Genomic DNA, 25146 nt, shown 5'->3' with positions numbered 1-25146 from the left:
GCTGACCACGATAGAAGCTATTACGAATAGAGAGCCAACTCTGAGGACCTTATGACGCACCGATTGATCTTTGCTGTATTCATTATGAGTGCCCTGTTTCCGGGCCTGGCAAACGCACTGGTGATCCTGCAGTACCACCACGTCAATGCTTCGACCCCGGCCATTACCAGTGTGACACCCGAGGTCTTCCGCGAACATATGACCTTGCTGGAAGAAAAAAACATGACCGTGGTGAACCTCGAAGAAGCACTCCAGTCGATCATGACCGGCGAGCCCTTACCCGAACGAGCCGTTGCTATTACGTTCGATGATGCGTATCTGTCGGTCTACGAGAATGCCTGGCCAGAACTTAAGAAACGCGGCTGGTCATTCACTATGTTCACCAGTACGGACCCGGTAGATAAGAAATACGCCGACATGATGACCTGGGATCAGCTTCGCGAGATTAAAGACGGTGGAGCTGTCATCGCCAACCATACACGCAGTCACCCTTACTTACTGGAAACCCCTGAAGGTCAGGATGCCGAAGACTGGTGGGAAAACGAAATCAAACAAGCGGAAGCACGTATTAAAGCAGAGACCGGATCATCAACACGTATGTTTGCCTATCCCTACGGCGAGTACACACTGGAGATGGCCGAATGGCTGGAGGATCATGGTTACATTGCTTTCGGTCAACAGAGCGGCGCCGTTGGTCAGAGCGCTCATCCGCAGGTCATAGCGCGCTTCCCGGCCTCAGGGGCGTATGCCAACACAGACACTCTTGCGACCAAGCTTATGAGCCTGCCGTTTTCGATTTCAGCCGATCAGGTGCGAGACCCCGTACTGGAAAATAACCCACCAGAACTCACACTGACTATTGATGTGAACGACTTCAGGCCCGCGCAACTGCAATGCTATGCCGCCGGCGCTGGAGAGTTGGATATAGAAACGTCTGTCCAAGGTAAAACCATGACCGTGAAGATGCAGCAACCGGATGCCATCACCGCTGGCCGGGGCCGCTATAACTGCACTGCTCCCAGTCTGAGCCAACCTGGCCGTTTCTACTGGTATTCGCAGTTGTGGGTGAACACAGACGTCAGCAATCGATAAGAAAGAGTATTGCAGGTGACCTGGTGCCTACCTTAAAGCAGCATCAGGCCTGCCTGATTGATTCGCTTGTCGCGCGCACGCCAGTCCGGTAAGCAAGATGTCATACAGGCTTTGAACCCTGGGCCATGATCAAAATGCTCGAGGTGACACAGCTCGTGAACAACCACCAGCTCAATAAGATCCTCAGGCAGCGACAGAAGAGCCAGATTCAGGTTGATGTAGCCTTTCTTTGAGAGACTGCCCCAACGCGTACGCATCCGCTTTACGCGCAACACGGGACGCTCACGGCCGGGTTTGGTGAAACGTGGCCACCATTGTTCGATTAAGCGCGTGAAACAGAGGCGTGCTTCTTCTCGCTGCCATTTGTCGAGCGCCTTGTCGCGTTTCTCCTGCGACCACTCCAGTGGCATCCATACTTGCTGATCAGTGACCAGAAATTCACCTAGCGCACTTTCCATAATGGGCAGTTCACGGCCATATAAAGTGACCGATGCCGCACGCTTACGATCGCGTTCCTTCACCGCCTCACGGCGCTCGCTCAGCCAGCTTTCATGACGACGTACAAAGGTCAGTACATCGCTCTTAGGTGTACCGACAGGCACTCGGATATCAACGTCACCTTCTGAGTTCACTTGCAGGCGAATCGACTTCCGGACGGACGCACTCAGCAGTACTTTTACCTGTTCTCCGGCGACATCTAACCATAATTCCTGCCGGTAGGATTTCCGCTGTCTCATAAGCCTGATACGATTGCCCGAATTAAGTAAATCTGATTTCTGAATATATGACTGATCTGAATAGTATCCCAGCCCTTACCGAAGAAGAACTCGAACGACTCGGCACTCTGCTTGAAGACGAAGCAGAGCGCAACGATAGCTTTGATTTCTTTGCTGTACACGGTTTCATTACCGGCCTTCTGACGGGCCCTTCGGGTGCCTCTGGCATGGACCAGCAAACCCTATGGGATTGTGCGTTTGAAGCACAGCCCGGTTTCTCGAAAGCGGAACGTCAGGAAGTTGATACCCTGATGAGCCAGCTGTCGAAAGAGATACAGGCGTGGCTGGATTCCGGTCAGGACTTTCCCGTCCCTACGGATCTGACATTGATCGACGATGAAAACGAACCACCACTCGAAAGCTGGGCAATGGGCTTTATGTCAGCCGTTCTTCTGAACGAAGAGGCCTGGTACGCCGAACGTGAAGAAATCGTGGCTCAGCACCTGTTCCCGATCATGTATGCATCAGGGCTGTTTATGGAAGAGCCAGAAATGGCGGATATCGATGAAGATGCTGACCTGTCCGACCGTATGTGCGCCAACATTCCTGCGGCAGTCGTCGAACTTTATCTGATGATGCACGGCGCCGCCTGATCTTTCCGAGCGACGTCCGGCCAATCGCGAAGCGCGTTACAGCGCTTCGGCGATTGAGTGCGGCGGGCGAATCCAGACTTCCACCCTGCTGTTCTTCTGACGGCCATCGTTTCCTTCTATGCGCGCCAGTGGTGCCTCCGCACCAAATCCATCAATCTCATCCGGATAGAGCGCCTCCTGCTTCAATGCCCGACTGACCGCCATGGCCCGATGCTTGGACAACAGGTGAGCACGATTCAGGTCGTCGCTTTCAGACGCGTAACCGAACAGCATGACATCAGCATCCGGGTTGTTACTCAGATACTTCACAAGACGCTCCACGTCACGCTGGGCTTTGTTATCTAGCCGGGCGGAACCGTCCTTGAAGCGGAAATTAACACTCAGGCGATAGGCGCCTTCAACCCGCTGACGTATTTCTGAAGGCAAGCTGGCAGTATTCTCTGGGCGAACAGCAGAAACGTCCTGTGAAATAAAGCCTGTCGCAGCCACCTGCTCCTGCCCCTCGGTCGCAACAAAACGCAGGAAGTCTCGTACGTAGGGGTTATCTGATGTACCCGCGGTGTACATGTATAAACGACGGGACAAGGCATAATCCTCAGTCGCAACCGTCAGGCGATCTGGCGCCAGCGCTGCTACATCTCCCACCGATACCGACAGCAGCTTCGATTGACGCACCGCAGGGAGGCCGACAAATCCGATCGCGCCGCGAACGCCGCTAACCCGATCAGAAAGGTCGTTATTCGATTCAAAGCGCTCAGCAGTCTCAGCCAGTGGAGTCTTACCTAATACCATATGACGGAAGCTATCCCAGGTACCCGACTTGTCATCACGTGCGAAGATACTGACTGGCATGTCCGGACCACCCACCTCTTTCCAGTTAGCGACCTGACCTGAGAAAATATTGCGGAGAGCGTCCACGCTCAACGCATTAATCGGGTTTGAGGGATCAACGATGATGGCCAGACCATCGATGCCAACAATATGTTCACTTTCAACACTGGTCAGGTCCGCCGTTGGTATCATCGCCGCTTCGCTGGCTTTTACCGGACGAGACGCGGCGGCAATGTCGGTCAGCCCCTTAGACAGGGCTTTAAACCCGGTGCCTGAACCGTGGGCGGCGATATCGATAATCACATGAGAACCAACACTATCGAGGTAGCCTGTAATACGGGTCTCATTCTCCGCCATAGGAACGCGGGATAACTGGCTGGCACCGTGACTGGTCAGCCAGGCTTCAGCTAAAGCAGGACCAAGCTCTGCACCAATGGTGTTGGAGCCATCAATACGGAAAAGATGCTGATAACGCCCAGAGGAAATATCGCTGAAAAGCGACTCCGGCTGCTGTGCCAGAGACGGCAGGCCCGCGAAAGATAACAACAGTGCTGTGACAATTACGAAAATGCGCATAGTAGGTACTACTCTATTCACCAGCGGCGGAGAGTACCTGACTTTTATGACAGCAATATTACAAAGCTAAAAAAGCCTTTTTAAATCAGTGCGTTATATATTCCCGTGAGGCCGACTGGTATTTTTCATCAACCACCAGCTCGCGGAAATCACGCAAAGTATTCAGAGGTGCTTCAACGACAAAGCTATTCACCAACCAGGACGGTAAGCCACCACCAGGATCGGCATGTGCTTCGTACGTCACCTTTAACAAACCTTCCGCCTGCGGTTCGAGCGTCCAGGTCGCATCCAGCTCACGAATCCGGACATGGTCATCGTTCGACGGGAAAATGTCATTGCGAGCCTGAATGGTCACTGTGACAACGCCAGAGCTGGCGTCCTGTGTCACCAGTGACTCGCTGATGTTATCTCGGTTTTTCACAGGCCAAGGCATAGACGTCACTGTGTAGTAGGTAGCGTTATTTGGTGCTATCTCTTCAATCAGGTCCATTGCCTTGCAATTAAACACCCACTCATGAGCGCGTTTAACATCCTGTAGCAGAGCAACCGGCGCCGTTACTGTACTTTCAAGCGTTGTGACGCCTTTAAACGCTTTCATATCGGAGCCTTCGACGTAGCGGGTATATACGCGGATATCTTCGTCTTTATCATACGCCACTTCTTCCCAATCACCGGCAGCAGCCACCGATGTGAACACCAATGCCGTAGTAGCCAGCGCAAACCCGATCAATCTATCAATCATGCTTACTGCCCCCCATGCACGCGGGAGAATCGGGAATGGTTGAATCTGTCTGCCATTCTTCTGGAGTATGGAGATGAAGGGAGAGTGCGTGAACGGGCCCAGCCAATTCATCGCTGAGAATGCCGTAGACCTTCTGATGACGAGCCACTGTACGCACGCCATCAAAGGCTGAGGACACCAGAGTCACCTTAAAATGGGAATCTGTGGCCGGGCCGGAGTGCATATGACTTTCGTTGTCTATCCGCAAAAACTTAGGTTCGAGCATCGATAATTTCTGTTCGATTAGCTGTGCTGTGCGCTCCTGACTCATACATCACCTGACTACTTAGATTAGGCCTATCATAAACGACTATCCCGCAGTTGCACACCAAGAGGGGTTATCGCTAAAGTACGCGTTTTGCGAATTACTTTACGGACGCCTTCAACCATGACCGAGACCACACAGACCCACGCCCTGATTGGAAAATATTACGAAGAAGAGCGTGAGCAACGCGAGAAAGAACTCTCTCTGGCAGAGCTGAAGCTGCGCCTCGATGCGAACGACCTTGCCATGCTGAGCATGATCGCACGTCGGTTCCGCAAAGGTCGTGATGATGTAGCCCAGGAAGTACTCTCAAGCGCATTGCTGGATCTGTTCTCCTGTATTGATGCGTCTGAACGTAAGCTGATGGCTCGCGATGCCGACGATGCCGCCAAGTCAATCGCAGACAGCATCGCCGAAGAAAACGGTGTGCGTGATGTCGAGTTCCGTACCGGATATTGGACACAGCAGGATCGCCAGATCGCAAAAATAGAAAAGCAACGCGAGAAGGCAGCCAAGCAGGCAGAGAAAGAAGCCTCTATGGCAAACAAACAGGAAACACCGAAGCCACAGGCTGAAGAGCCGGCAACAGCACCTGAAGCTACTGCTGAAGACAGCAGTAATGAAGAATCGACCCACTACCCTGAAACCAGCGCGATCGAAAAGGCCCCTGCCGCACTGGAAACTCAGACAGAAGCAGCAAACGAGTACGACGAGGAACAACAAACCGCCAACGCTGAATAAGCGGATCTATAAGCGCGAAAGACACTGTGCCGCCCATCTTTACTGGGCGGCCTGGAATTCACGGCAGAATCTGCCGACTGTTACCTCAACTCTTACCGAGCCAGGCTGGCTATTTACGCCAGATCTTCAATTCCCGGAATTCACCCGGGCCCGCTTGCATCCAGAGCACTTCACTCTGATCCGAAAAGACAAAGCGATTTCCAAGTAAAAACCCTTCACGCCGACGTCCAGAAACGGTTGCTGACGCGTGTCTGCCCTGCTTGCGCGCAGTATCAATAATGTCTACAGGCAAAAGATCCATAGGTTGTCTCCAATCCCATCATCCTTAGCAATGCTTTTTATCACCTGATTATGACAATCAGAGGAAGGTTACTCTTGCACTGCCATGCATTACAATGTGTCGCTTTCTTGAGCGAACGTCAATCGGGATAGCGCACAATGGCCATTAACTGGTTCCCCGGGCACATGAACAAAGCCCGCAAAAAAATTAGCGAGGCGATGCCAGACATCGATCTGGTCATCGAAGTTCTGGACGCTCGTCTGCCCTTCTCCAGCACCAACCCTCTCGTCAACGAATTGCGTGGCGACAAGCCAACGATCAAGGTGCTGAATAAAGCGGATCTCGCAGATCCTTCCACGACAGCCGCCTGGGTCAGTCATTTCTCAGAGCAGGCCCAGACACAGGCTCTGCCCATGGTTGCCGAAGACCGGAAGCAAGTTAAGCAGCTGATTGCGCTGGCGAAGAAGGTCGGTCAGGCGCAGCTGGATAAAAACCGCGCAGTGCGGGTGATGATTATGGGGATTCCTAATGTGGGTAAATCGACCCTGATCAATGCTCTGGCCGGGCGCTACATCGCCCGGACTGGGAATGAACCCGCTGTCACCAAAGCAAATCAGATGATTGATCTGAAAAACGGCATCATCCTGTCAGATACGCCCGGAATTCTCTGGCCCAGATTCGAGAACGAGTTAAGCGGCTACCGTCTGGCTGCCAGTGGCGCAGTGAAAGATACCGCGATTGAGTACACCGACGTTGCCATGTTCGCTCTGGATTACCTGCGTAGCGCCTATGAAAAAGAACTGACGGCGCGCTTTAAGCTGAAAGAAACCCCAGAAAATGCCGAGCAATTGCTGAATACGATTGCGGCCAAGCGCGGCTGCCTGCGCGCGGGCGGTGTCGTCGACCTGCACAAAGCGTCAGAGATCGTATTGCACGAGTTACGCGCCGGTAAAATCGGACGTATCAGTATGGAAACGCCGGCGATGATTCAGGTCGAATCAGAAGAAATTGAGCGCCAGAAAGAGGAAGCAGCGGCTGCCAGAGAAGCTGCAGCCAAAGAGGAGTCACGCGGAAAGCGGCACCACAGCGAATAATCTCTGTCGTGCCGATCTGATGTTCGGTTCAGGCTTCTTCGCTGGTGATGCGCCCATGAACCTGAATGAAGGTTTCCCAATCAGGGTCCTCGTCGGCAACGACTTCGATCGGATACAAGCCATTATCGGTCGGGATTGCATCCAGGCCTTTTTTAAGCTGCTCGAGATCGCGGGTGTAGATGATCCACTGATTGATCCCATCGTGAGTGATCATCATGGCAACAACAGAGTCTTCTTCGGGTTCAAGGCGCGCCTGCAATTGTTCTGTGAAGGCCACGATACGTGCCTGCTCTTCCGTGGCAGGGAAACCACTGCTTTCGTCACGGCTTTCCGCGTTCCAGGCGATCTGGACGCATAAGCCATACAGGCCCGAGTCTTTTGCCAGCTGCCAGTCCTCACGGAACTGAATACTGATTGGCTTTTCCTTCAGGCTACCGCCTGCACGAACCCAACGGTTGTTCACCAGCATGAAGTTTTCCTTATTGCGTTAGCGTCTGCTGTTCACCTCAGACTAACGGAAGCCGCATAAAATGCCAATTCCAGCGACGCAAAAACAACGTCAGAACTGATTGAGCGGCACTTTCAGGTAGATGACTCCGTTATTTTCCGGGGCTGGAAAGTCACCGGCGCGGATATTTACCTGTAAAGACGGGAAAATCAGACGCGGCATCGCCAGCCCCCTGTCGCGCTTAGTACGCATGCTGATGAAATCGTCGCGGCTGTGATCATCGCTGACATGAATATTATCCCGGCGTTGTTCACCAACAGTCACAGCGCTACGTAACTCAGTCCGTGACTCAGGAGGATAGTCGTGACACATATGCAATAACACATCGTCGCCAAGAGATAGCAACTTGCGGATTGAATCGTAGAGGGTTCCTGCATCACCGCCAGGAAAGTCGCAACGTGCCGTACCGACATCAGGCATAAATAAAGTATCACCGACAAATACGTCGGTATCATCAATCAGGTAACTCGCGCATGCAGGTGTGTGGCCGGGTGTCGCCATACTCTTAATGCGGGTATCACCCAGCATCAACTCAGCCCCATCACCGAGAAGAATATCAAACTGAGAACCATCGGGTCTGAAAGTAGCACCTTCGTTGAAAATCGAGGCAAAGGTCTTCTGAATACCTTTGATCTTCTGTCCAATAACAATACTCGCCCCGGTTTTTTCGCGTATGTAGGCGGCCGATGTCAGGTGATCTGCATGCGCATGAGTTTCCAGAATCAATTGAAGATCCAGGTCACGACACTCAATATCGCTCAGGATGTGATCGATAAAGGCGGTATCTGTTTTGCCCGATTTCGGGTCGTAGCCCAGCACAGGGTCTATAATTGCACAGGTGCGCGAACCGGAATCTACCAGCAGGTGCGTGAAGGTCGATGTGTCTTCATGGATGTAACTCTGAATAGTATGACTCATATATTCCCCGCTCTGAGACTGACCTTGATGGAATTATTATATTAGAATATTCTCATCCAGCAATGAAGGATAAATATCCAGTCGCGTACGAGGTCAACCTCCATGCAACCCGCCAACCGTTTTAGCTCCGGCAACAGCACCAGGCACGGTGACAATCGAGCGGCAGCTGTGCGCCTTCTCAAAGCCATGGCAAACGAACACCGGCTCAGTATTCTCTGCGCGCTGCGAAACGGAGAAGTTTCCGTGTCAGCATTGTGCAGTATGCTGCCTCTCAGCCAGTCTGCCATTTCGCAGCACCTCGCCTGGCTTCGCAACGAGCAGCTCGTCACCTGTCGCAGAGAGGCTCAGTCCATGTTTTATCGACTAGGAGATCAGCGCGCTGCAGACGTTATTGCCCTTCTCAACCAACTGTACGGACCCGTGAGCAGTGAAGATCCGTAATACGCTTTATCCGCTCCCCCGCCAGGGCCTGCTGCCGGACTTTATCGCCGGTCTGGTCGTCGCGGTTATGCTGGTTCCACAAGCGCTGGCGTACGCCTTTCTGGCCGGGCTACCACCCGAGGCTGGATTGTTTTCTTCCCTGTTGCCGTTACTGGCATACGCCGTTCTGGGCTCCAGTCCGACACTTGCGGTCGGCCCGGTTGCCATTATTTCACTTATGACGCTCAGCTCGCTCCACGGCATAGTCAGCCCTGATGCCTCTGACTATCACGCTTATGCCACCTTGCTTGCGGGCATGACCGGCGCCTGGCTATTTATCTTCTTTGCCATCGGTCTGGGTTCCTGGACTTCATTTATCAGCCATTCGGTGATTTCCGGATTCACCAGCGCCGCAGCCATTGTGATCATCCTCAGTCAGCTTAAGTATTTTACAGGGCTTGATATGCCCAGAGGCGGGTCTGGCTGGAGCCCTGCTGCCTTCACTGTTGAGCATTGGCGGGAAATCGCGCTCTGGCCTCTTATCACGGCACTGGCAGGTGTAGCCCTGCTCACCTTCTGGCAAAAGTTCATTCCTGCGGTTACGGCACGCTTTGCGTTACCCGATGCTCTGCGCACTCTGGCAAACCGAGCCGGACCACTGGTGCTGGTTACCACTGGCACGCTGCTGGTGCTGGTTCTCAACCCACCGCTGGCGACCGTTGGCGCCGTTCCATCCGGTTTTCCAGCGCTGTCCTTGCCCGCAATCACGGATCTCGACTGGCAAGCCTTAGTGATCCCATCAGGTGTACTTGCCCTGATCATTTTTCTTGAAAGCCTCTCCATCTCAAACACTATGGCTCGGGAGCAAACCAACCGCATCAGGCCCAATCAAGAATTGCTGGCACTGGGAACTGCCAACGTCGCGGCAGCCATCAGTCATGCGATGCCTGTGGCAGGAGGCTTTGGTCGCAGTATGGTGATGCAGTCAGCGGGCGCATTAAGTCAGTGGGCAGCCATCTTCACCTTTGTTTTTATGACCCTTGTTTGTCTCATTGCCGGCAGCTGGTTTCAACACTTGCCCCACGCGGCATTGGGCGCCTTAATCGTTGTCGCTACCTGGCCTCTTTTTCGCTGGCGCGATGGGCTGAATGCGTGGAATTTTCAACGTAGTGACGGCATCGTCTGGTTAACTACGTTTGCACTTGTCATTGTCGTCGATGCAGAAAGCGGGATTATTGCAGGGGTCGCTGTTTCCCTCGTGATTTATCTGCGCCGCACCAGTCAGCCCCATATTGCAGAGATTGGTCGTCTGCCCCGTACACAGCAATTCCGAAATGTTTTGCGACATTCTGTTGAGACTATCCCCGGCGTCACTTTGATTCGCGTCGACGAAAACCTGTATTTTGCTAATAGCGACTACCTGATTGACTACGTCCTGGAGCGAGTCGCGCGCCGGCCTGATATCCGCCACGTTGTTTTGGTTGGCACCGCGATCAACCACATTGACTACTGCGGCCTTGAAGCACTCGAGCTTCTCAACAGTCGCTTGAAGGAGCGATCGGTTGTTCTGCATCTGGCAGAATTTAAAGGGCCTGTTATGGATCAACTGAGTAAAACTCACCTGGCTGAAAAAATTAGGCCCGGGCAGGTTTTCTTCACTATCAGTGATGCCATGTCAGCACTCGGCCATTCAATACCGGAGAAGAGTAATGACAACTACATCATCTGACGTTAGCACGACAAGAAAGAGATCTGACGTCTGAAAGCGTAAGTCAGGGTTCAGCCGACCGATGGCAGAAGGTATCATTAGACGACTGCCGTATCTGACCCGAGGTATTCATGTCATTTTCCAGCCTTCTTATTCTGCTTGCCGTTCTCGTAATAATTCCACTCGCCTGGTACGCCTGGAGCCTGACCCGCAAAGTGCAGGCGATGGAGGAAGAACAGGAACGTGAGGAAGCAGAAGCCGCTATGCAGCTTCGTAAGCATCAGGAAGAGCTGATTTCAGATATCCGTTTCGTCAGTCGCTCTGTCCTGCAGCAGCAGTGCGATATCACCGAGGGCGTGCTTCGTCTGGAATACTTATTAAAGGGCCTGGACCCGGATGTCTGGGATATGGATGAGCTTGCCAGTGTTCGCGCCCACCACAATGCTACACGTGCGATGCCGATCCTTGATGAATACAAAGCGCTGACACCCAAACAGCAATTCAAGATAGATAAAGAGCGCCTGACACTTGAGCATGACAACCGCCTGAGCATCGAACGAGACCTGAAGTGGTTAAGCAGGTACTCATTTCCTCAGGTGACTCTTATTCAGTAATCCATGTTCATTGATCCTTTCCAGACGCCTTGGACCACACAATACGTCTTGAACCTTCAGGAACTTTCGTGTCAAAGTCGGACTAAACGTTAACGAGAACCAATCATGAAACTGCTGACTTCTACCCTGCTAATTCTTGCCGCCCCACTAAGTTATGCTGAATGGACACTGAGTCCGGATTCTTCAGTGAAATTTCTGAGCACGAAAAACACTAATATCACCGAAGTTCATGAGTTTACCCAGCTTTCGGGCTCAGTCAGTGACAAAGGTAATGCCGAAATTTCTATCGACCTGAGCAGCGTTGAAACCGGCATTGGCATCCGCAACGAACGCATGCAATCGATGCTATTCAATGTGTCGGACTATGCCACCGCAACCGTTTCTACGGACCTGCCAGACACAATGATGCTGGCGCTTAAGAACGGTGAAACCGCAACGTCTGTATTACCGCTGACACTCGAATTGCACGGCGAGAAGAAAGACATTGAAGCGGATGTGCTCGCTACTGCGGCTGCCGACGGTCACGTGATTGTTACCACTCAATCCCCAGTATTAGTGAATGCTGGCGACTTTAAACTGGCAAAAGGTGTTGAAGCGCTGCGCGAAGTCGCAGGTCTGGATCGAATTTCAACGACTGTGCCCGTGACCTTTACTCTCCTGTTTACCGAAGCTCCTGAGTAACGCTCAGGCAGATGCCGCCGGCAGGAACCTATCCCGGCCGGCCGCTTTTGCTTTGTACAGATACTTATCCAGATGATCGAGTACCTGCTCGACTGATAGATCCTGATGCGGACGTGGCGTCACAGCAATAAAAGCCCCCGACGCCGTCACGGGCACACGCTTGCCCGAGTCATTCAATACCGACATTTCACGAATCGACTCCTGAACCCGGGAAACCACCGCCATTAATTGATCTGGCTGGCAACCAGGCAGAATCAATGCGAATTCCTCTCCGCCGAGGCGTCCGATGTGATCGGTGGGTCGTATGGTCGATTTCAATGTCCGGCATAACGTCTTCAGCACGCGATCACCTGTGCCGTGACCGTGAATATCGTTGACCTTTTTGAAGTGATCGATATCCATCAGCACCATCGCAAATACATGATGCTGCCGCTGGCCTCTGGCCCATTCACGTCGATAAACACGATCAAACCCCCGACGATTTTCAGCGCCAGTGAGTGGATCAGTCAGTGCCATCAGCGCCTGTGCCTCAGACTGCCGCACCATCACCAGGCATGCGGCGATCACAGCTGCCAGGTGCTGCATAAAATCTGTCGCCATACCGGCGGTAAAACGATCTTCTCGAGAAGAGAACATACAAAGCTGGCCGATGTATTCGCCGCTTCGCATAAGGGGTAAGCGCAAACCCGAGCGCCATGGCGGCGGTGTTTCGATTACATCGGCTTTGCTGATGGGTAGGCTGACTTTGAATTCGATCTGATTAAGCAGTGCACCCTGGTCGATGTCGAGAGACTGAAGCATCGACGCCTTAAGTTCTCCATCTGGGTCACAGATGCGCAAGCTGACGGCGTCCAGATCAAACTGAGAAGGCAAGGCTTCAAGAAGTAAGGTCAGAAAATCCTGCCAGTTCTGGGCTGACAGCAGTTGCAGTTCAAACGCCTGTAGACGCTTCAGCAGCGCTTCATTGCGGCGGGCGTTTTCGAGTAATTCCGCTAGTTCCAAGGTTTGTCCTCTCCCGTTCCACTCAGTGTAGACGCTGTCCTGATTTTTGCCCGGCATGAGCGAAATTTCTTTGATAGAATGCCGGCAATACTGACTAACCTGCGGACTTCTCTTCAGTGGTTACCTCCACGCCTCATGCTTCCCGAGACAACAGCATCCTGATTTTTGACTCTGGCGCCGGTGGTCTGTCGATACTTCGTGAGGTCCGCAAGAAACTCCCGGTAACGCGCTTTCATTACCTGATGGACACAGCCTGTTTTCCGTACGGTAATCAGAGTGATAGCCTCCTTGAACGCCGGATCCCTGAATTATGCAAGGCAGCAGTCGAGCGTTTCGATCCTGCGGTACTTGTTCTCGCTTGCAACACTGCCAGTACGTTAGCCCTGCCATTACTCCGTGAAGTACTCGACATCCCAGTTGTGGGCGTTGTGCCCGCGGTGAGGGTCGCCGCCGGGCATTGCGCGAGTTCGGCTGATACTTCATTCGGTCTTCTGGCGACTCCCGCGACGGTGAAGCGCCCGTACACCGACAACCTAATATCAGACTTCGCTGATGGCTTCGAAGTTCACCGTTTTGGTAGTCCGCTGCTGGTCAGTTACGCGGAGCGTGCGATCTCTGGGGAGGATGTCAGTTCAGAACTTGAGGCCCACCTTGGCCCCTGGCTGGAGACATACCCGGACATGAAAGCCATTGTACTTGGCTGTACGCACTACCCACTGCTGCGCGAAGAGTTAGAACATCTCTGGCCGGATCATCACTGGATTGACTCAGGTGAAGCAATTGCTCGCCAGACCGATAAAATACTCCGTGCTGCCGTCTCAACAAGGTCAGTAAATATCTCAGAATCCAGGGGTTCGCCGGGAAGCGGTCTGCCTGGAGAAACCGAGAGCCATACATGTTTGCACTGGACCGGCAGACAGGAACCTGATGGCGTCGCTGGCTACCTTTCTGAGCTTGGCGAGCACGTAAAACGGATGCCATTCGACTGGCCGATAACACAATAAAACTTATACAAGCACAAAATCCTGTATAAGTTTCATCGAATTAAGTACTATTACTTCAAATCTGAACAAGCGACGGAACCAAAATGTCGAAACTAGAGTCACTTTACAGTGATGTATTAACTGAATTAGGCGAAGATGTCTCACGTGAAGGCCTTCTGGATACACCCAAACGAGCTGCGAAAGCGATGCAGTTCCTGACCAGTGGTTACGAGACCAAAATCGATGAAGTAGTCAACGGTGCCGTATTCAGCAGCGATAACGACGAAATGGTTGTAGTTGAGGGCATCGAGTTTTACTCACTGTGTGAGCACCACATGTTGCCATTTATCGGCCGATGCCATATTGGTTACCTGCCAAACGGTAAAGTACTCGGCCTCTCCAAGTTCGCGCGAATTGTTGACATGTTCGGACGTCGACTTCAGATTCAGGAGAACATGACGAAACAGATCGCGGAAGCCGTAGAAGAAGTCACGGGCTGTCGTGGTGTAGGTGTTATCGTTGAAGCCAAGCATATGTGCATGATGATGCGTGGCGTACAGAAACAGAACTCAATGATGCGCACCTCGGTGATGAAGGGTGACTTTCGCGCTAATCAGGCGACCCGTGAAGAATTCATGAGACTCGTCGGCCTCTGATTACAAGCCACCTCACCTGCTGACCCGTCTGATATCGAAAGGCGCCCGACGCCTTTTTACATGACTTAAAGTCGTCTCAGGAAGATTATGGAAGCTTTTGCCTGGTGGGTGTGGCCCATCCTCTTATACATCGGCGGCATAGCAGCCGCCGCTGACGCTTTGTGGCAAGGCCGGACCGCGCAGGGAACCGCAGCGTGGGTTCTCGCCCTGGTTTTAATGCCACTGGTTGCCCTGCCGGTATATCTGTTTTTTGGCAGCCGCCGTTTCCGGGGCTATCGCAGGGCGCGACGTAAAAAAGACACGCACCTGGCTAAGCGTCAGCGGCAGATCCGTAAAACTCTGACAGATGCTGTGCTGTCGCCTGACACGACCACCCTGCCACTACAGAGACTTTTTCGCGTCCCGATGCTGGATGGCAATGACACTCAGTTACTGATTAACGGACACGACACCTTCAATGCCATCCTCAATACAGTAAGAACAGCGCGGCATACCGTCTGCGTGCAGTTTTATACTTTCCGCGACGATGCTCTGGGACAGTGCTTTGCTGATGTACTGTGCCAGAAAGCCGCTGAAGGCGTCAGGATCTACCTGCTTTATGATGAAATCGGCTCTGGTGGTCTGGATAAGAATTTCATCAGGCAGATGACAGATGCTGGCATAGAAGTATCACGCTTTAACCCACTCAAACTGCGCAACCGCACCAACATCAATTTCCGTAACCACCGTAAGCTGGTGATTATCGATGATCACACAACCTTTGTCGGCGGTCACAATGTGGGTGTTGAATATCTGGGTAAAGATCCGGAAATAGGTCATTGGCGAGATACACACATGCGCGTGTCTGGCCCGGTATCGCTGGCATTTCAGCTATCGTTCAGCGAAGACTGGATGTGGGCTACAGGCGTCACGCCTGAATTGCGCTGGGAGCAGCCGCAAATCATGGGTAAGCGCAAAGTGATGTGCATCAACCCAAGTCCTGCCGATTATTACGACAGCGGCAGCCTCTTTTTTACCCACATGATTAACACCGCCACAGAGCGCTGCTGGATCGTCAGCCCTTATTTCGTTCCGGACCAGAACGTCTATGCTGCGCTTCAACTGGCTGGCCTGCGTGGAGTTGATGTCAGGATTATTCTTCCGGGTATCTCTGATAACTGGATGGTAGCTCAGGCGAACCGCAGCTACGTTGCTTCTCTGCAGAAAGCTCAGGTGCAGTTTTACACTTATACGCCCGGATTCCTGCATCAGAAAGTTCTATTGGTAGACGATGAGTGGTCGTGCGTCAGCAGCGCCAATCTGGATAACCGCTCGCTGCGCATCAACTTCGAAATTGGCGCTCTGATTAAAGACAAAGAGTTCGCTGCTGAAATCGAGGCGATGATGCTTGATGACCTCGACCATTGTCGCCCCACCCACGTCGATCAGCGCTGGTGGAAGCAGCTTCTTGCGCGTTTGCTTCGTTTGATCGCCCCTGTACTCTAAAACCGATATCCAAAAAAAACCGGGCAATAGCCCGGTTTTTTTGTGCTCTGGACGCACTGGATAATCAGAACTTATAACCGCAGGCGACCATAAAGGCGATAGGATCAATCTCAACTTCAAGACCATCCGCAGCGCCACCTTTTACCTCAGTATCGATATCTACTTTCCAGACAGACGCATTGACCAACCAGTTATCATTGATCATATAATCAACACCGGCGCTGTAGGCTAAGCCAAAGCTTGGTTTCAGTCCGTTGGAGCCAAGACCTGCATCGTCTTCTTCGTCAAAAAAGAAGGTGTAGTTCACGCCCAGCCCGACATATGGCTGAATCGCAGAATCAGCTCCCATCGGATAGTATTGCGCAGACAGGGTTGGTGGCAGGTGTTTTGTGGTGAGAACGTCAGCACCATCAATCGCCCCACCATCACCTTCGGCAGTGTGTTCAAAAGGTGTAGCAGCAAGCAATTCCACACCGAGATACTGATTGACCATATAAACACCGGTCAGCCCGAGTTGAATATTGCTATCGATATCCAACTCTGAATCTGGCACCAGAGCACTGGTATCGGCGTTGCCATCTTTCGGAATAACATTGATTACGCCAGCTTTAACGATAATATCCCCAGCTTCGTATGCAAATGCGGGAACGGCAGGAAGGAAAGCCATTGATACAGCACCAGCGATCAGGGTTTTCATCAGTTTCATCGCGCACTCCTTATATCTGTGCAATAGAAAACACAGCCAGAGTACGTAAATGACAATGACGTCATTTGATACAAATCAAAAACAAAACAACAACGAACGGTTCACAGTCGCGAAGCACGATCTATGTCAATTTTCGGCGAAGAATGTGCGAAACAAGCCAGAGAATATGCCCCTGTTGATCTCGGGTCGTCAAAATTTGATTTCTGGCCTATAGTTACAAGACGAGTTTAACCCCCTTATTGCAGGACACAGGACTTGAGTAGCCCGCAGAAAACAACAGATCAGGAATTTGTTCAGAAAAGCCACGTTGGTGTGCGTCTGCTTTCTTATCTACTGGCTTTCAGTTTTATTGTCAGCGTTCTTGCGTCAGGCTTTGTACTTTATTCCGACTATCGCCGCGGTGTCAGCCAATACCGCAGCAACCTCGATCAGATCCACGCCAGTTACCAGGAAAGTATCAGCTACAGCCTCTGGAACTTTGACAACCGCCAGATCGAATCTCAGCTCTCCGGTATCCTCAACTTCCCAGGTGTGGTTTACGTCTACATCGAAAGTCGTGAGAAGCTGGTACAGAGCGCGGGAGATATTTATGCCGCCGCGGACCTTCACTACTCGTTTCCGCTGACGCACCAGAGCGCCTCTCAGGAATACGAACTCGGTAACCTTTACCTGAACGTGAACTACACCGGGCTGTACGACGACCTCAAACATAAAGCGGTCACCATCATTGGCACCCAGTTCATCAAAACTTTCTCCGTGTCTATTTTCATTCTTGTGATGGTACGCCTGCTGATTACCCGCCGGTTAGATGTGATGGCCCAGTGGGCACACACCTTCAGCCTGAATAATTTGGATGACCCACTTCAGTTCAACGATCAACATAAGCGATCAGATGAGCTCGACATGGTCGCCAACGCAATTAACCGCATGCGCGAAACCCTTCGCAGTGACGCCCAGGAACGGGAGCAGGCCCGAGAGCAGCTGGTCGAAACCAAAGAGCAGCTGACAGTCGCAATTGACAACGCGTCTCTGGGCTTTGCGAGATACCTACCAGAATCTGATCATTTGCAGTGCAACAATCACTTTGCACGGCACCTGGCGACCACGCGCCAGGAGTTGGAGTCCATGCCCAGTGCAATGGAACATATCCGTGACATGGTTCGGGGGCTCAAAGGCCCGGAGCAGCGGGAAAAGATCAACCAGTTACTGCTTGGCCGCATATCGCGACTGCATGGCGAATTTACCATTGCCAACTTCCGCAATGAGAAGTGCTATTTCGATATCACGATGCAAACGCTCCAGTTCAGTGAATCGCGCCCTCGTGAAGTTCTGATCTGCATGCTGGATAAAACCCGCGAGCAGTCTGCGACCCGGCGTGCTCATGAATTGGCGGCATCGCTTGAGAATAAAGTCACTGAGCGCACGGAGCAGCTGTACACAGAGCAACAGAAGGCCCGCGAAACAGTAAGACGCCTCGAGACCCGCCTCGAGCAGAAAAATGCTCAGATGAATCAGCAGTCAACGAATGAGTTCAAGAAGTGGCTGCTTGCAGAAATGGAAGAGCACTACCCGGAAGGTGCAGACCTCCCGGGCAGAATGCCGGTCATGCGCGAGTATCTGCGCCATTGCACTAACGAGGGCCAGGGCGCTGTTGATCTGCCAAAGCTCTTCGACGACCTGTTACACGAATCGGAGATTCTTAAGTCAGTTCGAACCGTGAATCAGATGCCATTCTCTTTAGTGATATCAGAACCGGCCGGACTGCTGTCATTCCTGATCAGCCTGATTCTCGAACGAGAGCCAATGTTGGAACGTGCAACCCTTCTCAAATCCAGTGCGGAAGTAAAAGGCGCTACGGCACAGGTTCACTTCTCACTGGTACTCCCGGAAGGAACCGACGAAGTAACGCCTCATCCGCACTTTGGTTTGGCTGAATATATCACCACAACCCGCTTCCATGGCGATCTAAACCGCCAGTTAAGCGATGAGAATACGCTCGATATTGATCTTTCGATCGCGCTCTATGATTACTCTGACGAGTCAGTGCATGACGATGATGAAAGCGAAGTCGAAGCCTGATTAGGACAATAAAACGGCCAGCATTTGCTGGCCGTTTTATTATCGTCAGATCTCACTTAAAGAAAAGCAAAGCTCTCCTCATCCATCTGCATCAGAGACTTCGGATCTTTTAGCATCATTTTCCTGTGTGCTTTCGCTCTAGGCAGAAGACGATCGTAATAAAATTCTGCGGTCTGAATTTTCGCTTTGTGAAAATCGACGTCTTTCCCCTCAGCGAGGTTAGTGTAAGCAGCATCCGCCATTTTCGCCCAGAAGAACGCCATCACGATGTAGCAGGAGTACATCAGGTAATCGACTGACGCAGCACCTACCATGTCGCGGTCTTTTCGTGCTTTGAACGCAATACGGAAAGTGTTCAGACGCCAGGCAATCATCGCCCGCTTCAGCTGCTTGATGAACGGCTTCATCTCTTTGGTATTTTTGTGGTTCTTAATAAACTGGTTTACCACAGCGCGGAAATCATCGAATGACTTCATACGGCCCAGCAGGATCTTACGACCCAGCAGGTCGAGTGCCTGAACGCCTGTAGTACCTTCGTACAGCTTGGCAATCTGAGTATCACGGATGATCTGCTCCATGCCCCACTCTTTGATAAAGCCGTGACCACCGTAAACCTGAACACCGTGGTTCGCCGCTTCGTAACCAAGTTCTGTCAGACCCGCTTTCATGATCGGCGTCAGGAAGCCCAGTTTGTCATCCCAATCTTCGTAACCTTTCATGTCGCCTGCAGCGTGCGAGGCCATCATTTTGTCAGCTAGCGTTGCTGCGTAATACAGCATGGCACGCCCACCCTCAGCGATGGCTTTCTGAGTCAGAAGCATGCGACGGACATCCGGATGAACGATCAGTGCGTCAGCCACTTTATCCGGGCTCTTCTTACCGCTCAGGGAGCGCATGGAGCGACGCTCTTTCGCGTAAGGGAGTGCGCCCTGGAACGACAGTTCAGCCGCACCGATCCCCTGAATAGAAGTACCCAGACGAGCCGTGTTCATAAAGGTGAACATGCAGTGCAGGCCCTTATTCTCAGGGCCGATCAGGAAGCCTTTAGAACCGTCGAAGTTCATGACACAGGTAGACGAACCGTGAATACCCATTTTGTGTTCGATAGAACCGCAGGTCACGTTGTTCGCATCACCGTTGCTGCCATCTTCATTAACGTTCAGCTTAGGAACGATAAACAGAGAAATACCTTTGGTACCTTCTGGTGCGTCAGGCAGGCGCGCCAGTACGATGTGAACGATGTTATCGGTAAAATCGTGTTCACCAGACGAGATAAAGATCTTGGTACCGGTGATGTTGTAGCTGCCATCCGGGTTTGGCTCAGCCTTGGTTTTTACCTGGCCAAGGTCAGTGCCACACTGCGGCTCAGTCAGACACATGGTGCCTGTCCAGCGACCTTCTGTTAATGGAACCAGGAAAGTCTGCTTTTGCTCTTCTGTACCGTGCAGGTAGATGGTGTTCATCGCTCCCAGTGACAGACCCGGGTACATACCCCACACCCAGTTCGCGGTACCGATCAGTTCAGATTTGATCACACCCAGTGACAGAGGCAGACCCTGACCGCCGTATTCAACCGGCGCAGACATACCCTGCCAGCCGCCTTCCATGTACTGCTGATAGGCTTCTTTAAAGCCCGGTGGAGTCGTTACCTGACCATCTTCGAACTTACAGCCTTCGTCACCGACCTGATACAGAGGAGACAGAACTTCTTCGCTGAAACGTGCAGCTTCGCCAATGATGGCGTCAACCATATCAGGCGTCGCTTCATCGCCGCCCGGAATATTTTTGTAGTGAGTCTGATAATCGAATACGTCGTTAATCAGAAAGTTGATGTCGCGCAGTGGAGCTTTAAATTGAATCATGAAACTGTCTCGCTAATAAAAAAACAAGCTGTTGAAAAAACAGACAGTCAGCATTCTTTCAGTCGGAGGTGTGTCGCGCCATTGGCCGCGAAGACCTATTCAGGCTGTCACAGGGGTAAGTTTCTGGTCTTTCTGATGGGAATGTTGAGGCAGATCAAGAAACAAAACAGCCCCTCTAAAAGGGGCTGTCTCTTATAAACAATTCACAGAGCTGGAATTATGCCGGCTCAGCTTCTTTGTTTTTTGCAGCTTCTTCGTCTTTCAGTTCACGACGCAGAATCTTACCAACCGGAGTCATTGGCAGCTCGTCACGGAACTCAATGTACTTAGGCTGTTTATAACCTGTCAGGCTCTCACGGCAGTGCGCTTTGATATCGTCAGCAGTGAGATTTTTGTCGGTTGAAATGATGAAAAGTTTCACGGCTTCACCGCTCTTATCATCTGGGATACCGATAGCCGCACAGTTTTCTACTGCTGGGTGAGCCGCTACGACTTCTTCGATTTCGTTTGGATATACGTTGAAGCCAGAAACCAGAATCATGTCTTTGATACGATCAACGATTTTCACGAAACCATCGTCGTCGATCACAGCAACGTCACCGGTCTTCAGCCATTCGCCGTCTTCAGTGAAGGAGTCAGCCGTAGCTTCAGGACGGTTCCAGTAACCTTTCATTACCTGAGGGCCCTTAACGCACAGCTCGCCGCGTTCGCCCTGAGGCACTTCGTTACCCTGATCGTCGATGCACTTCAGAGACGTGCCCGGCACAGCCTGACCAACAGTACCAAGACGCTCAAGGCCCGCCGCTGGGTTAACTGCAACAATTGGCGAACATTCAGTCAGACCGTAGCCTTCTGAGATACCGCAACCTGTGGTTTCTTTCCAACGCTTAGCCGTGTCGTCCATCAGAGCGGTACCGCCTGACAGCGTCAGGTTCAGGTGCTCGAAGTTACACTCTTTAAATTCAGGGTGATTCAGCAGGCCAACAAACAGGGTGTTCAGACCAACGAAACCGTCCAGGCGATGAGGCTTAATCATCTTGATGAACATACCTGGGTCACGAGGGTTCGCGATCAGGATGCTGTGATCACCAGAATCCAGCATCGCCATCAGGTGAACAGTGAAAGAGTATATGTGGTACAGAGGCAGCGGAGCTACTACGGTAGCGCCGTCGGCTGGTTTCAGTGGCTTACCGTTATCATCAACCTGTGCCATGTTGGCGCGCGCCTGCAGCATGTTCGCAATCAGGTTCAGGTTGGTCAGCTCAGCGCCCTTCGCAACACCTGTAGTACCACCGGTGTACTGCAGAACGATAGTACTGTCGTGACCAGTGATGTGGTTCTTCTTGTAAGCACCCGCAGACTTACCCAGGCTCAGCGCTTTGCGGAAACGCACAGCGGTTGGCAACGAGTAATCCGGGATCATTTTCTTGATGTATTTAGCAGCAGCATTAATCAGCTGACGCTTAGGGAATGGCAGCATGTCTGCAAGGCTGGTCACGATAACGTGCTTCAGGCCCGTTTCTGGCAGGATGCTTTGTACAGATTTAGCGAACATGTCCATGCACACCAGGGCTTTCGCACCTGAGTCATTGAACTGATGAAGCATCTCACGTTCGGTGTACAGCGGGTTGGTATTCACCAGAATCATTCCGGCACGGAGAACACCGTACACAGCAATCGGACACTGCATAATGTTCGGCATCTGAACCGCGACGCGATCGCCTGGCTGCAGGGTAGTATGGTTCTGGAGATAGGATGCGAATGCAGCACTGTACTCGTCGATTTCACGATAGGTCAGAGTGTAGCCTACGCTGGTGAATGCTTTGCGGTCAGCGTAGCGCTTGAACGCACTGTCAATGCATTCAACAACCGAATCGTATTCATTCACATTGATGGTATCAACGATACCGGGCGCACGTTTGCCGTCCCAGAAAGACGCATCCATAGGTTTTTCCCCTGTTTATTTGATCGTTTTTTATGGCGCCCAGACTATGAAGCAAAGCGAGTTTGAGCGAAAGTGATATTCGTGACATCATTTTGGTCATTTATCGCCACACATTGTATCAGGTTTATCATGCCCGGACGTCAGGAAATATCCGCGGTTCACCCGCTGTTTACTAACGAGTACCTGATCCCCTTGCTGGAGCTGCTGGCTAACCGAGGGATAAGCCCGGCACAGCTGGTCGCAAATACCCGCCTTTCGCCACGTGCGCTCGGACAACCCGGCACACATATCTCAGCGCGTGAGTATGACCAGATCGTACGCAACGCCTATCGCCTGTCAAACGATCCTCTGCTGGGGCTGGAGCACGGGCGAAGAATGAGCATCGCCAGCCATGGCTTCCTTGGTTTTGCCGTGATGGCAAGCGAGACGCTCGGTGAAGGCCTGTCCCTCGCCGTACGTTATGCGGGCACCCGTACGGGGCTGGCGCGCATTCGGTTTCGTCAGGGGCAGGATGAATGCGCTCTGGAAATTATCAGAGCTGCCGCCCTGCCCGACTCCTACCCTTTTATTGCGCACAATATTCTATCGACGCTGGTAACAATTGCGCGTTTTTTGACCCGCAATAATGACATCCTGGCTCCAATCATCAGACTGGTCGAGTCAGCACAGCGACCGGTGGCTTTCTATGAACAACTGTTAGGCTGTGACGTCGAATTTAACTGTGATCAGTACGAACTTGTATTACCCAAAGCAGCTCTGAGCCTCGAGGTATCAACAGCGAACAGCGTTGCTCGTCATAGCGCTGAGCAGGAATGCGAACGGCTACTGGCGGAAGCGCCGGGTGAGCACATCGATCTTGCGTCACGGGTCCGTACACTTCTGATCAGTTACGGCAGCGGCCTGTCACTAGAAGATGTTGCAGAGCGCCTGCGTATCAGCGCCCGATCCCTCAACCGGCAACTGGCACAGCTCAACACCAGTTTCCGAAAAATGGTTGAAGAAGTAAGACGTGAACAGGCCACAAGACTGCTTGGCAACTCGAGCATGAAGGTTTCAGAAATCGCCGAGCAACTAGGTTACACAGACACGTCAAACTTCGTGAGGGCGTTTCGGAAATGGATGGGAATCACACCATTAAATTACCGAAAACTGACCAAACATGTGTCCTGAGTCACAATATTTCCAACCATAGTTTCACAACACCTGTATAATAACGATAACTTTGAGGCGCTGATTGTCCATACGGAAGTGGAAGAAACGAGCGTCCGAAAAGCACAGGCTGCGGCCTCATAACAAAAGAATAATTAACATGTCTCACGTACACTTTCAGTCCGGCAAACGCCCGGTATATCAGGAATTATCTGGAGAAGTGACCCGTTTCTTCAGAGAGAAAGGAATCAGGAAAACCGGCGATGATCGCCTGCATAATAAAGCCATTTTTATTGCCCTGCTGTACGTAGGGAGCTACCTGCTCATCTACGGTCTGTCTGGCTCAATGCATTACATTGCCTGGGCACTGCATGGCGTAGCCACAGCACTGGTCGGGTTCAATATCATGCACGACGGTGCACATGAATCTTTCAGCGCTTCACGCAAGATCAATCGCCTGATGGCGATGTCCTTCAACCTTGTTGGTAGCAATCGTTACTACTGGGCACAGAAGCACAATCGCAATCACCACGCCTTTACCAATGTCGATGAGGCGGACGAGGATATCGACGCGCTCGGACTGTTCCGGATGAGCCCTCATCAACCGCATCGCCCATTTCACAAATATCAGCATTTTTATGTCTGGTTCCTGTACCTGATTACCAGTCTGTTCTGGTTCTTTGCGTTGGATTTTAAAGCCTATGGCAGCCAGAAAATTGCCCGCAGGGATTATTCGCACCGCATGAAGCTCGCTGACCATGTGGAGTTCTGGGCATCGAAAGCCATCTACGTGACCCTGTATCTGCTGATTCCAATGGCTGCTTTGGGAACTGGCCCAGCACTGCTCGGTTTTCTTCTGATGCACGCTTTTCTGGGCTTCCTGTTCGCCGTTATCTTCCAATTGGCACATGTCGTAGATAAAGCTGAATTCCCCCGCCCGGACGAACGTGGTGTATTACCGGATGAGTGGGCCGTACATCAGATGCGTACTACGGTAGACTTCGCCACGGACAACCGTTTTCTGACCTGGGCTCTCGGAGGGCTAAATTTTCAGGCAGAACATCACCTGTTCCCACGTGTGAGCCATGTGCATTACGCTGAGCTGCACCCTATGGTTGAAAAGAAAGCAGCAGAACTGGGCTATGAACTGCGCTCGTACCCAACGATTTGGGCAGCCATTAAAGGCCATTATCGCCACATGAAAGCGCTTTCCGTGCCGGCAGCGCCAGCGCGCACGATTACCGTGGATGAGACAAACGAGATAGAGTGTACGACTGGTGCGGAGGAGCTCAGAGTTTCGTGATCCATCACACTCCTGAGACGTTTAAACAAACCGTTTTATAGAGCAATAATCGAGCAACAGAAGCCGGTTGCCGCTAGCAAAAGTCGAGTTCTTTCCGG

General features: G+C 52.0%; 25 protein-coding genes. 14 read left to right on the top strand and 11 right to left on the bottom strand.

Annotated elements, in window-relative coordinates:
• Positions 1 to 51 precede the first annotated feature (51 nt).
• Complete coding sequence (locus BW941_RS13920) at positions 52 to 1092, top strand: polysaccharide deacetylase family protein (RefSeq protein WP_076517065.1); 1041 nt, start codon at positions 52 to 54, stop codon at positions 1090 to 1092.
• 32 nt (positions 1093 to 1124) lie between these two features.
• On the opposite strand, the gene BW941_RS13915 is transcribed toward BW941_RS13920, so the two are convergent.
• Positions 1125 to 1829: a M48 family metallopeptidase gene (locus BW941_RS13915; RefSeq protein WP_084188990.1), complete on the bottom strand. Its 705-nt coding sequence runs from the start codon at positions 1827 to 1829 to the stop codon at positions 1125 to 1127.
• 47 nt (positions 1830 to 1876) lie between these two features.
• Here BW941_RS13915 and BW941_RS13910 point away from each other — a divergent pair, with 47 nt between their 5' ends.
• Positions 1877 to 2461: a YecA/YgfB family protein gene (locus BW941_RS13910; RefSeq protein ID WP_076517063.1), complete on the top strand. Its 585-nt coding sequence runs from the start codon at positions 1877 to 1879 to the stop codon at positions 2459 to 2461.
• 36 nt (positions 2462 to 2497) lie between these two features.
• Here BW941_RS13910 and BW941_RS13905 read toward each other — a convergent pair whose 3' ends face one another.
• The 3 genes from BW941_RS13905 to BW941_RS13895 form a co-directional block, all read right to left on the bottom strand.
• Positions 2498 to 3868, bottom strand: a complete 1371-nt coding sequence (locus BW941_RS13905; protein ID WP_084188988.1) for a substrate-binding domain-containing protein — start codon at positions 3866 to 3868, stop codon at positions 2498 to 2500.
• Between the two features lie 85 nt (positions 3869 to 3953).
• Entirely contained in the window at positions 3954 to 4610 is a 657-nt protein-coding gene (locus BW941_RS13900) for an START domain-containing protein (RefSeq protein ID WP_076517061.1), read from the bottom strand.
• Positions 4603 to 4920 (bottom strand): BolA family protein, encoded by a 318-nt coding sequence (locus tag BW941_RS13895; protein WP_076517059.1) that lies wholly within the window; start codon positions 4918 to 4920, stop codon positions 4603 to 4605. Before BW941_RS13895 ends, BW941_RS13900 begins: the two co-directional genes overlap by 8 nt.
• A gap of 117 nt (positions 4921 to 5037) precedes the next feature.
• On the opposite strand from BW941_RS13895, the gene BW941_RS13890 reads away from it, so the two are divergent.
• Positions 5038 to 5655 (top strand): prolipoprotein diacylglyceryl transferase, encoded by a 618-nt coding sequence (locus tag BW941_RS13890; protein ID WP_076517057.1) that lies wholly within the window; start codon positions 5038 to 5040, stop codon positions 5653 to 5655.
• Positions 5656 to 5764: 109 nt separating this feature from the next.
• Here BW941_RS13890 and BW941_RS13885 read toward each other — a convergent pair whose 3' ends face one another.
• Positions 5765 to 5956, bottom strand: a complete 192-nt coding sequence (locus BW941_RS13885; protein ID WP_068439496.1) for a hypothetical protein — start codon at positions 5954 to 5956, stop codon at positions 5765 to 5767.
• Positions 5957 to 6093: 137 nt separating this feature from the next.
• Here BW941_RS13885 and ylqF point away from each other — a divergent pair, with 137 nt between their 5' ends.
• Positions 6094 to 7029, top strand: a complete 936-nt coding sequence (gene ylqF, locus BW941_RS13880) for a ribosome biogenesis GTPase YlqF (RefSeq protein WP_076517055.1) — start codon at positions 6094 to 6096, stop codon at positions 7027 to 7029.
• Between the two features lie 28 nt (positions 7030 to 7057).
• Here the strand turns inward: ylqF and BW941_RS13875 are convergent, their stop codons facing one another.
• Together BW941_RS13875 and BW941_RS13870 are read right to left on the bottom strand one after the other, a co-directional pair.
• Positions 7058 to 7498: a DUF695 domain-containing protein gene (locus BW941_RS13875; RefSeq protein ID WP_076517053.1), complete on the bottom strand. Its 441-nt coding sequence runs from the start codon at positions 7496 to 7498 to the stop codon at positions 7058 to 7060.
• A 90-nt stretch (positions 7499 to 7588) separates the two neighbouring features.
• Positions 7589 to 8455, bottom strand: coding sequence for an MBL fold metallo-hydrolase (locus tag BW941_RS13870; protein WP_076517051.1), 867 nt, complete (start codon positions 8453 to 8455; stop codon positions 7589 to 7591).
• Between the two features lie 102 nt (positions 8456 to 8557).
• Here BW941_RS13870 and BW941_RS13865 point away from each other — a divergent pair, with 102 nt between their 5' ends.
• The 4 genes from BW941_RS13865 to BW941_RS13850 all read left to right on the top strand — a co-directional run bounded on the left by BW941_RS13865 (position 8558) and on the right by BW941_RS13850 (position 11878).
• Positions 8558 to 8896: an ArsR/SmtB family transcription factor gene (locus BW941_RS13865; protein WP_076517049.1), complete on the top strand. Its 339-nt coding sequence runs from the start codon at positions 8558 to 8560 to the stop codon at positions 8894 to 8896.
• Positions 8883 to 10604 carry a SulP family inorganic anion transporter gene (locus BW941_RS13860; protein ID WP_076517046.1) on the top strand — a complete coding sequence of 574 codons (1722 nt, stop codon included), beginning with the start codon at positions 8883 to 8885 and terminating at the stop codon, positions 10602 to 10604. The genes BW941_RS13865 and BW941_RS13860 overlap by 14 nt, the downstream gene beginning before the upstream one ends.
• Before the next feature lie 110 nt (positions 10605 to 10714).
• Positions 10715 to 11197 (top strand): DUF2489 domain-containing protein, encoded by a 483-nt coding sequence (locus tag BW941_RS13855; protein ID WP_076517042.1) that lies wholly within the window; start codon positions 10715 to 10717, stop codon positions 11195 to 11197.
• 105 nt (positions 11198 to 11302) lie between these two features.
• Positions 11303 to 11878, top strand: a complete 576-nt coding sequence (locus BW941_RS13850; protein WP_076517039.1) for a YceI family protein — start codon at positions 11303 to 11305, stop codon at positions 11876 to 11878.
• Between the two features lie 3 nt (positions 11879 to 11881).
• Here BW941_RS13850 and BW941_RS13845 read toward each other — a convergent pair whose 3' ends face one another.
• A complete protein-coding gene (locus BW941_RS13845) occupies positions 11882 to 12880 on the bottom strand; it encodes a DUF484 family protein (RefSeq protein ID WP_175607914.1) in 999 nt (332 codons plus the stop codon).
• A gap of 116 nt (positions 12881 to 12996) precedes the next feature.
• On the opposite strand from BW941_RS13845, the gene murI reads away from it, so the two are divergent.
• From murI to cls, 3 genes are all read left to right on the top strand, one after another.
• Complete coding sequence (gene murI / locus BW941_RS13840; RefSeq protein ID WP_076517034.1) at positions 12997 to 13884, top strand: glutamate racemase; 888 nt, start codon at positions 12997 to 12999, stop codon at positions 13882 to 13884.
• 83 nt (positions 13885 to 13967) lie between these two features.
• Positions 13968 to 14519, top strand: a complete 552-nt coding sequence (gene folE, locus BW941_RS13835) for a GTP cyclohydrolase I FolE (protein WP_068436502.1) — start codon at positions 13968 to 13970, stop codon at positions 14517 to 14519.
• 87 nt (positions 14520 to 14606) lie between these two features.
• Positions 14607 to 16004: a cardiolipin synthase gene (cls, locus tag BW941_RS13830; protein ID WP_076517031.1), complete on the top strand. Its 1398-nt coding sequence runs from the start codon at positions 14607 to 14609 to the stop codon at positions 16002 to 16004.
• Positions 16005 to 16068: 64 nt separating this feature from the next.
• On the opposite strand, the gene BW941_RS13825 is transcribed toward cls, so the two are convergent.
• Positions 16069 to 16710 carry an OmpW/AlkL family protein gene (locus BW941_RS13825; RefSeq protein WP_139325856.1) on the bottom strand — a complete coding sequence of 214 codons (642 nt, stop codon included), beginning with the start codon at positions 16708 to 16710 and terminating at the stop codon, positions 16069 to 16071.
• A gap of 255 nt (positions 16711 to 16965) precedes the next feature.
• On the opposite strand from BW941_RS13825, the gene BW941_RS13820 reads away from it, so the two are divergent.
• Positions 16966 to 18789 (top strand): HAMP domain-containing protein, encoded by a 1824-nt coding sequence (locus BW941_RS13820; protein ID WP_076517028.1) that lies wholly within the window; start codon positions 16966 to 16968, stop codon positions 18787 to 18789.
• A 56-nt stretch (positions 18790 to 18845) separates the two neighbouring features.
• Here BW941_RS13820 and BW941_RS13815 read toward each other — a convergent pair whose 3' ends face one another.
• Positions 18846 to 20651, bottom strand: coding sequence for an acyl-CoA dehydrogenase C-terminal domain-containing protein (locus BW941_RS13815; protein ID WP_076517026.1), 1806 nt, complete (start codon positions 20649 to 20651; stop codon positions 18846 to 18848).
• Between the two features lie 217 nt (positions 20652 to 20868).
• Complete coding sequence (locus tag BW941_RS13810) at positions 20869 to 22596, bottom strand: AMP-binding protein (protein WP_076517024.1); 1728 nt, start codon at positions 22594 to 22596, stop codon at positions 20869 to 20871.
• Positions 22597 to 22725: 129 nt separating this feature from the next.
• Here BW941_RS13810 and BW941_RS13805 point away from each other — a divergent pair, with 129 nt between their 5' ends.
• A complete protein-coding gene (locus BW941_RS13805) occupies positions 22726 to 23766 on the top strand; it encodes an AraC family transcriptional regulator (RefSeq protein ID WP_076517022.1) in 1041 nt (346 codons plus the stop codon).
• Between the two features lie 139 nt (positions 23767 to 23905).
• Complete coding sequence (locus BW941_RS13800) at positions 23906 to 25048, top strand: fatty acid desaturase family protein (RefSeq protein ID WP_076517020.1); 1143 nt, start codon at positions 23906 to 23908, stop codon at positions 25046 to 25048.
• Positions 25049 to 25146: the final 98 nt, after the last annotated feature.

Origin of the sequence: Thalassolituus maritimus (genome assembly GCF_900156675.1) — a bacterium.
GTDB classification, from domain to species: Bacteria; Pseudomonadota; Gammaproteobacteria; order Pseudomonadales; family Oceanobacteraceae; genus Thalassolituus; species Thalassolituus maritimus.
Note: the sequence above shows the minus strand (reverse complement) of the source record. Positions and strands in the feature narration are given on the sequence as shown.